Raw genomic sequence first — 8,768 nt, forward strand, 5'->3', positions numbered from 1 at the left:
ACACACCCGAGCCCTACAACGGCTCGCGCTTTCCGCAGGTGACGGCTTGCGACAATGTGCGCGCGCAATACCGGCTGGTAACCGAGAAATTCGGCATCAAAAAGCTTCCGCTGGTTACCGGCTGGTCGATGGGGGCGTTGCAGACCTTCCACTGGGGCGCGCTGTTTCCCAAGATGGTCGAGCGGATTGCGCCGTTCTGCGGCTCGGCCAAGTGCTCGCGGCATAATTTCGTCTTCCTCGAAGGCGTCAAGGCGGCGCTGACCGCCGATGCCGCCTTCGCCGGCGGCTGGTATAAGAGCAAGCCGGAGACCGGGCTGCGGGCGATGGCGCGGGTCTATGCCGGATGGGGTCTGTCGCAGGCTTTCTATCGCCAGGAACTCGATCTCAAGGCGCTCGGCTATTCCTCGCTGGAAGATTTTTTGGTCGCGTTCTGGGAGGGTTTCTTCCTTGCCCGTGATGCCAATAACCTGCTGACGATGCTGTGGACATGGCAACAGGGCGACATCAGCAACAATCCGATGTACGGCGACGACTTCGAGAAGGCGTTGGGTGCGATCAAGGCCAAGGCTTTTGTCATGCCGGGTCAGACCGACCTGTACTTCCCAGTCGAAGATAACGAATACGAAGTCAGCAAAATGCCGAACGCCGAGTTACGGCCGATCCCGTCCATCTGGGGGCACTTTGCCGGCGGCCCGGGCATGAACAAGGTGGACGTTAAGTTCATCGATGACGCCCTGAAGGAACTGTTGGCCCGCTAATCTCAATAGCATGTCGATCCGTCGGCCTCGCCTGAGGCTCCGGAGATATTGTGCATTCGTCATCACGCCTTCGCAGCACTATGACCCGGTTGCCGCATCTTTTCGGCAACCCCTAAAGTTTATGCCCGTTTCCATGAAGACTCCTATGGCTAACCTCCTACCTCAACAATTGGAAGCGGAACCTGTTATGTCGTCTCAGTCCTTCGAGGACGTGCGGCATCTTTTAAATTTGTATCTGATCGCACTCTGGGGGCAGTCTTTCGATCTGGCCGGCATTCCGGCCGCGTCGGAATCGTCAGCCGTTCGCCCTCGCATCGATCAGGGGCATATTCGTCTGCCGTCTTCACTGTCTCAACAAGGGGCGGTAACCGCACGCAGAGTCTATATCGCAGCAGCGGTCCATGCGGCCGCCCATCGCATGTACAGCCAACCGCTGAATCCCGAGTCACTAAACGCACGTCAGCGACATCTGGTTGAACTGGTTGAGGATGCCCGGGTCGAGTACCTCGCCTTTTCGCAGTTCCCGGGATTGCGTCGGCTCTGGTTGGATCTGCATCCCCTGGTGTCGCCGGACCCGACGCCGTTTGCGACACTGATGTGGCGTCTTTCTCGTGGCTTGCTGGAACTGGAACAGTCGAAGGACGATGACTTCATGGTTCGCAAGGCAATCACACTGTTTCAGGAGCGGATTGCCGAAATCGAGGAGGCAAGGACAGCCCGTGAAATCGGCTTGCGTTTGGCGCACGACATCGGCCAGATGCGTCTGTCGATGGACGAGGGCAGCGTGCCGCCAATGGCCGTATACCGGGATGACAATCAGCATCTCTGGTATGAGGAGCACCCGTTGCCCGAAGAGACGAGGGCCGCCGAGCAGGCCACCGAGGGCGTGCAATCCGGTGCGCAGTTTGAGGAAGCCGCCGAAGGACGGCAACTGGCGTTCACCGAGATTCCCCTGGCGTCGAGTGCTGCCGAAGCCGGCTATCGAATCGAAGAGGTCACGGAAGATGCACAGCTGACCTTCTTCCAGACCAGTGAAGACGAGGAAACGCATCCCTCACGCTACCCGGAGTGGTTTGCCCGATTCGGTGTCGAGCGAGAGAACTGGTGCGCCGTGCACGAAGGAAATGCGAAAGAGGGTGACGCGGATTGGGCCCCGGCAGTTCTGGCTGCTAATCGCCCATTGCTGGCTCATTTACGCCGGGTGGTTGGTGCCTTGCGCAGTCGGCACCGTGTGTTGTTGCGAAAGCAGGAAATGGGGGATGAACTGGATTTGGACGCGGCACTGCGGGCGATGGCGGATATCCGTAACGGGCAGGAACCGGATCCGCGCGTGTTCATTCGCACACGACCACAGAACGATCAGGTTCTTGCGCTGTCGCTACTGCTCGATCTTTCAGAATCGGTAAACAATCCCGATTCCATCAGCGGTCGCCCCATTCTGGACTTGGCCCGCGAAGCCATTCTTCTGCTGGCCGAGACCGCGACCGATCTCGGTTCCGATTTGTCTTTGGCCGGGTTTCACTCTCAAGGACGCCATCTGGTGGATTATCAGATTGCCAAGAACTTCGACGAGCCCTTCGATGCTGCGGCCAAAGCACGCCTAGCCGGGTATGAGGGGCGTTACTCCACACGGATGGGGGCGGCAATCCGGCATGCGACGGAGGCGTTGCTCACGCGCGGGGCGCACAATCGGGTGATGCTGATCGTGACTGACGGCGAGCCTTCGGATATCGATGTCTTCGATCCCGAGCACCTGCTGCTGGATACGCGCCACGCCGTGATCGAGGCGCGCCAGCGAGGCGTGCATATTTTCTGCGTCAGCCTCGACCCGGGTGCGGATCGGTATGTCGAACGCATTTTCGGCGTGGGGCACTTTCTGGTTCTGGATAACCTGCGCCATCTGCCCGAGCGGCTGTCGCGCCTGTTCCTGCGTTTGGTGAGCAAGAAATTCTAGGTGTGGTTTTAGCCCGATGATCGTCCCAGTACGAGTGCAGCGGCGGATGTTCGAGTTTCAACGCCCAGCTTTTCGAACACATGTTCCAGGTGTTTGTTGACCGTGCGCGGGCTGATCTGCAGGATCTCGCCAATTTCCTTATTGGTCTTTCCCAGAGCGACCCAATAGAGGCTTTCCGCCTCGCGTGCCGTCAGTTGGAATATCTTGGCCAGTGCCTCCGGTTCGGCCAGGGCCGCATGGCGTTGGATGGACAACAGACCGGGTTCGATCCGGGTAAACAACAAGCGCTCACCCGCGTGCCAAAGCGGGAAGGAGGGATCGGCGTCCTTGGCTTCGAGCCATTGGCGGATGGGGATCGGCAGCAGATCCTGCACATCGACAACGGATTGGACCAGACGTTGGGCCAACGGGGTAGCCCAGGTTATCGCATAGTTCGAATCGAAGGCCAGAATGGCCCGCCCGGCCGAGTCGATCGCCGCGCGGGTGTGGGTGACCAGTCGCGCACGCTGCATATGGGTGGTGATGCGCGCTAGCAATTCTTCGATCACGACGGGTTTGGTCACGTAGTCGACACCACCGGCCTGAAAGCCCTGAACGATGTACTCGGTGTCGCTAAGGCCTGTCATAAAGATGACTGGGATATCGCGGGTGTTGAGGCCTTCCTTGAGTCGTCGGCAGGTTTCGAAACCGTCGATGCCGGGCATGCGCGCATCCAGAACAATGATATCGGGTGGCATGAGCTGCACGCTGTCCAGCGCGCTTTGGCCATCTGTGGAAACCAGTACCAGATAACCTTGCTCCTGCAAGGCATCATGCAGCATGCGCAGATTGTCCGGCGCATCGTCCACCAACAGAATGGTGCCGCGCTCATGCTTATGTATGTTCATGCTTGGCTTCCAATTGTTTGAGTAGACGCATGTACTCACCGAGGTGGAATTGTTGAACGGATGTGCGCAACTGGTGGACCATCTCTGCTAGATCTGGGCGCAATTGTTCCAACTCGTCGAGTTTTTCGAGGATACCGCGTACATACCCCATAGCGCCCAGATCTAGCAGGGTTTTGAGTGCTTCCGCATCTGGCAGGTCGCTTACACGGGTTTGGACGCCGTTTTGTGGTTCCGCATCAACGTTTGATTCTGGCACCGCACGTTCTACGTTTGTCGCAAGCGCGGGGCGTACTTCCGAATGGGGGTGGGCAACTCGCTGTTGCTCAGAAGCCGGTGTTTGGGCGGCAATCTGCTCCTGGGTACTCGTGATCCAGTTGAGTTGTAGCTTGTCGTGGATGCGCTGGAGCAATATACCGATGTCGACGGGTTTGGCAATGAAATCGTCGATGCCGATGTCTTCCATGTTCGGTTTGCCCCGGTCGAGGACGTCGGCGGAGACGATCAGAATCGGTGCCATGGAAATACCGTTGGCGCGCATCAGTCGGGCGGTTTCCCAGCCATCGATATCCGCCATGTTGATGTCCAAGATGATCAGATCCGGCTGATGTGCTGCGGCCTGACGCAGGGCGGCAATGCCCGATTCGGCCTGAATCACGCCGAATCCGAGCGCCGAGAGTACGCTGTGCAGAAACTCCCGATCGCTTGCTTGATCGTCGACGAGGAGTATGCGCATCTGCGGACCGCGGTAACCCAATATATTGGCGGGTGTATCCATGGGTTGAGGGCGGGGATTGCGTACGGCAGTGAGTAACAGGCGCAACTGGAATCGGCTGCCGCCGCCCTCGCGCTCATGTACTGTCAACTCGCCACCCATCAGGGTGGCCAACATACTGGCGATCGTTAGGCCCAGACCTGCGCTGGCGGCATTGCCAGTTGCATTGCTGCCGCGTTCGAAGGGAAGGAAAATCCGCTTGCGATCACTTTCTGCAATGCCGATTCCCGTGTCCTCGATTTCAAAGCGTGCCAACTCGCTGCGGTATGAAATCCGGAAAGTCACATGCCCTTGTTCAGTGAACTTGATTGCGTTGCCCAGAATATTGATGAGGATTTGCCCCAGTCGTTTCTTGTCGACGCGCACCACGGGTGGTAATTCGTCCGCTACGTCGAAGTTGAACTGGATGTGCTTCTCCTGAGCCTGTAGCCGAAACATGTCCGCCAATTGGGCGACAAACTGCGGGAAATGCACCTCTTCGGGTTCAATGGTCAGTTTTCCTGCTTCGATTTTTGCCATATCCAGCAGGCCATTGATCAGTGAAATCAGGTGCTCTCCACTGCGGCGGATAACCTTCATCTCTTCGCGGCGTTGCAGCGGTACTGCGGGATCGTGTTCAACGATCTGGGCGTAACCCAGAATACAGTTCAGCGGGGTGCGAAGTTCGTGGCTGATCCCTGCCATGTAGCGGCTTTTAGCCTGGTTTGCGCTCTCCGCTGCCTTGATGGCTTTCTGTAATTGCACATCGGTTTTCAAGTGGGCCTCGATTTCGTTCATCAGCAGATGGGTCTGTCGATTGGACTCGTCCTGCGCGACGTATCGACTTTCCACGGTGAGCGCCAGCCACCAGCCGCCAATGGTGATCAGCGCGAAAATGGCGACAAAAAGCTTGATCAGCAGCGTCCGGAAAATCTCCAGATCGGCTGGGGGCATACTATTGAGTTGCTGCAAGTAGAAAAAGAACAAGGTTATAGCCAGAGCCACACCTGAAATCAGAATCAGGAGCAGGTAATAGCCAATGCGGGTGTTGACATGCTTTGCGAGGGTCTTGGGCAGAAGGCGGTTCAGCATGGCGATGAACTGTTCCAGTAATCCGGCCTTGGGCCGACACATATCGTGGCAACGCGCGTCCAGAGTGCAGCAAAGTGAACAGATGGTTCCCCGATAGGCCGGGCACATCGCCATGTCTTCTGTTTCGTAGTCGTTCTCGCAGACAACGCAACGCAGTTTCTTCTTATCGCCCATTTGGTCGGGTGTACGGGCGATGTAATAGCGGCCCTTGGTCAGCCAGGCAATCAGTGGTGCCATGATAAATGCGCTGCCTAATGCAATGAAGGCGGAAAAGGCCTCGGCCCACGGCCCGAACCAGCCACTGAATGCAATAATGGACAGCATCGAGGCAATTAACAAAGCGCCGGTACCGACCGGGTTGATGTCATACAGATAGGCGCGTTTGAACTCGATCCCTGGCGGGCTCAGACCAAGTGGCTTGTTGATGATCAGGTCGGCAACAATGGCACCTACCCAACTGATCGCGACATTCGAGTAAATGCCAAGCACATTTCCCAGCGCCTCGAAAACCCCGAATTCCATCAGCATTACGGCAATCAGTACGTTGAATATAAGCCAGACGATTCGGCCTGGGTGGCTGTGCGTCAGACGGGCGAAGAAATTCGACCACGCAAGCGAACCCGCATACGCATTGGTGACATTGATCTTCACTTGGGAGATCACTACGAAAAGGGTTGCCGCAAACAACACGACTGCTGGTGAATTGAAGACATAACTGAATCCGAGCTCATAAAAAACCGCCGGTTGAACGGCTTGAGCCAGACTGATCCCGCTGCTGAGCGCGAGATAGGCCAGCAAACCACCAGCCAGAAGTTTGAACATACCTAAAATAATCCAGCCGGGACCGGCCAAGAGCACCCCGAGATTCCATGCGCGCTTATTGGATTCATCTTTTTGTGGCATGAAGCGGAGGTAGTCGACCTGTTCCCCGATCTGTGCGATCAGGGCGAGAACCACACTGGTGGCTGCGCCGAATGCCAGAAGATTGAACTCTGGTATCCCGAGATTACCGCCAAAGGATAAGAGCCGATCGAAAATGGTTGGATCTTTCCATAAGATGCTGATGTAGGGCAGGATCAACAGGAATAGCCAAATGGGTTGGGTCCACATCTGCAGTCGGCTGATCAATGTGATGCCGTAACCGACCAATGGCAGGACAATCAAGGCGCTGAACAGATACGAGGGCGTCATCGGTAGGCCCAGATACAGGTTTAGCGCTTGCGCCATGATGGCAGCTTCAATGGCAAAGAAGATGAAGGTGAATGACGCGTAGATCAGTGACGTGATGGTGGAACCGATATAGCCGAAACCAGCCCCACGCGTGAGCAGATCCATATCGAGGTTGTATTTTGCGCCATAGTGTGCAATCGGCAGACTGGTCAGAAACATCAGGATCGAGGCGGCAAGGCAGGCCCAGAATGTATTGATAAATCCATATTCCACGGTCAGCGCCGCACCGATGGCTTCCAGTGCCAGAAAGGAAATAGCGCCTAGCGCAGTGTTGGCAACACGGAACACAGACCATTTGCGAAATTCGCGCGCCGTGTACCTGAGCGCGTAGTCTTCAAGGGTTTCATTGGCAACCCATGACTTGTAGTCCCGCCGGATTTTCTTGACCTGTCGTGGCGGGACGGCATCTAGGCTCGGAATCCGGCGCAGCTTCTTCATGGAGTTCTCGCTTTGAGCTGACAAGCGCGTGTGAATTATGATTGTCATACAAGTAGGAAACCTTGAAAAACTCCTTCCATGGAATTTTTCAAGGACGTTCGTCGCGGGAGACCCGCAACGAACTTAAGCTATTTTCAATCGCGTAAGCGATTGATTTGACTGCCGCATCCCTGTGATGCACGGGCACCTTGAAAGGTTTTTCGAGGTGCCCAGTATTGATCTACTGTCTTTTGCCGTTAATCACCTTGTTTGTGATTATTCCCGGTGTCTAAATGATTCGAATTGTCCATCCGAATGGATAACCGTTTAGCCATAAAGTATCAGTCTATCATGCGAACGATATACTGCTTCCACTATACGTAATTTTACGTAGTCCACGCATCTAATCTCTTATATGAAATAAAACTGACTGCCAATAAATGGGTTTGGGTTGGATGAGTGTCATACCGTATCCGTTGTATGACGTATATCAGTAACTGAGGGGGGTAGGTAGTCTTGTTATTAAAGTTGCATGGCGATCGCGTCTTGCTGCGGAATCATTTTCTAGGTGTTTAAGGAAACACTGATTTAATCGTAGGTTCCGCGCGGCACAAGGATGTGCTGCTATGAGTGATCACACACGTGATTGTTCTTGAAGAAAATCAAAAAATCGAATTTTTTGATTTTCGATCTCTGAAAATTCCAGGGTGGAATTATTTAGAGCTTCCTCAAGGGTGATTGTAATTTAGATATTTAAGTAAATTATTTTTTTGGTTATTGATTCGCTGTCTAGTCTGTTTAATAACGCTTAATTAACAGGTTAAGTTTTGCCTAGAACTTTATCACCAGTCAAGGCAATTGAGTACCCGCTGGAAATTTCCCGGATGTCATGAAACAGATGAGGATGTTATGAAAGAAATCACAGGTACGCGGGAAATCAATTCTGCACTATTGCTTGAGGTTTCCCGGCTCACGAGCAAATCAACCGCATCGTCAGGTTACAAAATCAGAAGTGTGTTGAGTCTGCTTTCGCGCTGGTCCAACCTCTACTATGGCAGGGTAATGTTGCCGAATTACTCCCTTCGAGTGCTGGAGGTCGCCTACAGTTATGGGCTGCCTGAAGAGCAGATTGCATCGGGTAAATATACAGTGCCATTTAATCAGGGACTAACTGGGTTTGTGTGGCGTACAGGCCAGGTTTCTCTGGTAACCGATGTGTTGGATGAGTCGATCTTCATTGAGCGTATAGCCGAACCAGTGGAGGGCAGCTTGAGCCGGATCGGTTTTATTTGCGTGCCGATCATTATCGATGGCCGGGTAGTCGGCGTGCTGTCCGTTCAACGCCGCGCCAATCCAAGGCGATCCTATTCGGAAGACGTCGATTTGCTGAGAATTATTTCCAGCATGATTGGCCCCGTGTTGGTGAATATGCGTCAACGGGCGCAACAGGTAAGTTTCCTGCCCTCACAACTCGATCATGATGGCGGTCGCTATATTCACATGTGCGAGACGAACAACATCATTGGTTCAAGTCATGCCCTGTTGTCGGCGGTCAAAGAAATTGATCAGGTCAAGAACAGCGAAGCGCCGATCATGCTTCTTGGAGAGTCTGGCACGGGCAAAGAGATGTTTGCACGAATGGCTCACCGGGAAAGCCAGCGGCGGGATAAACCGTTTAT

Annotated in this window: 5 protein-coding genes; 3 read left to right on the forward strand and 2 right to left on the reverse strand. The window is 54.6% G+C overall.

Annotated features, from left to right (window positions below; all coding sequences use genetic code 11):
• On the forward strand, nt 1-758 hold a 758-nt coding region (locus tag M7R55_RS11035; protein ID WP_298220517.1), incomplete at its 5' end, for a hypothetical protein.
• A 187-nt stretch (nt 759-945) separates the two neighbouring features.
• Nucleotides 946-2,712, forward strand: a complete 1,767-nt coding sequence (locus tag M7R55_RS11040) for a VWA domain-containing protein (protein ID WP_298220519.1) — start codon at nt 946-948, stop codon at nt 2,710-2,712.
• A gap of 8 nt (nt 2,713-2,720) precedes the next feature.
• On the opposite strand, the gene M7R55_RS11045 is transcribed toward M7R55_RS11040, so the two are convergent.
• The gene (locus M7R55_RS11045) at nt 2,721-3,599 is read right to left on the reverse strand and encodes a response regulator transcription factor (RefSeq protein WP_298220521.1); all 879 of its coding nucleotides are present in this window, start codon (nt 3,597-3,599) and stop codon (nt 2,721-2,723) included.
• Nucleotides 3,586-7,158 (reverse strand): ATP-binding protein, encoded by a 3,573-nt coding sequence (locus M7R55_RS11050; protein WP_298220523.1) that lies wholly within the window; start codon nt 7,156-7,158, stop codon nt 3,586-3,588. The genes M7R55_RS11045 and M7R55_RS11050 overlap by 14 nt, the downstream gene beginning before the upstream one ends.
• Before the next feature lie 840 nt (nt 7,159-7,998).
• Here M7R55_RS11050 and M7R55_RS11055 point away from each other — a divergent pair.
• Nucleotides 7,999-8,768: sigma 54-interacting transcriptional regulator (locus M7R55_RS11055; RefSeq protein WP_298220524.1), on the forward strand; the 770-nt coding region annotated here is incomplete at its 3' end.

Origin of the sequence: Halothiobacillus sp. (assembly GCF_027346185.1) — a bacterium.
In the GTDB taxonomy this organism is placed as follows: domain Bacteria; phylum Pseudomonadota; class Gammaproteobacteria; order Halothiobacillales; family Halothiobacillaceae; genus Halothiobacillus.

What these genes read in the sequence shown, in the direction of transcription:
- M7R55_RS11050 (WP_298220523.1), bottom strand. Translation starts at nt 7,158, where the DNA reads ATGACAATCATAATTCACACGCGCTTGTCAGCTCAAAGCGAGAACTCC.
- M7R55_RS11040 (WP_298220519.1), top strand. Translation starts at nt 946, where the DNA reads ATGTCGTCTCAGTCCTTCGAGGACGTGCGGCATCTTTTAAATTTGTAT.
- M7R55_RS11045 (WP_298220521.1), bottom strand. Translation starts at nt 3,599, where the DNA reads ATGAACATACATAAGCATGAGCGCGGCACCATTCTGTTGGTGGACGAT.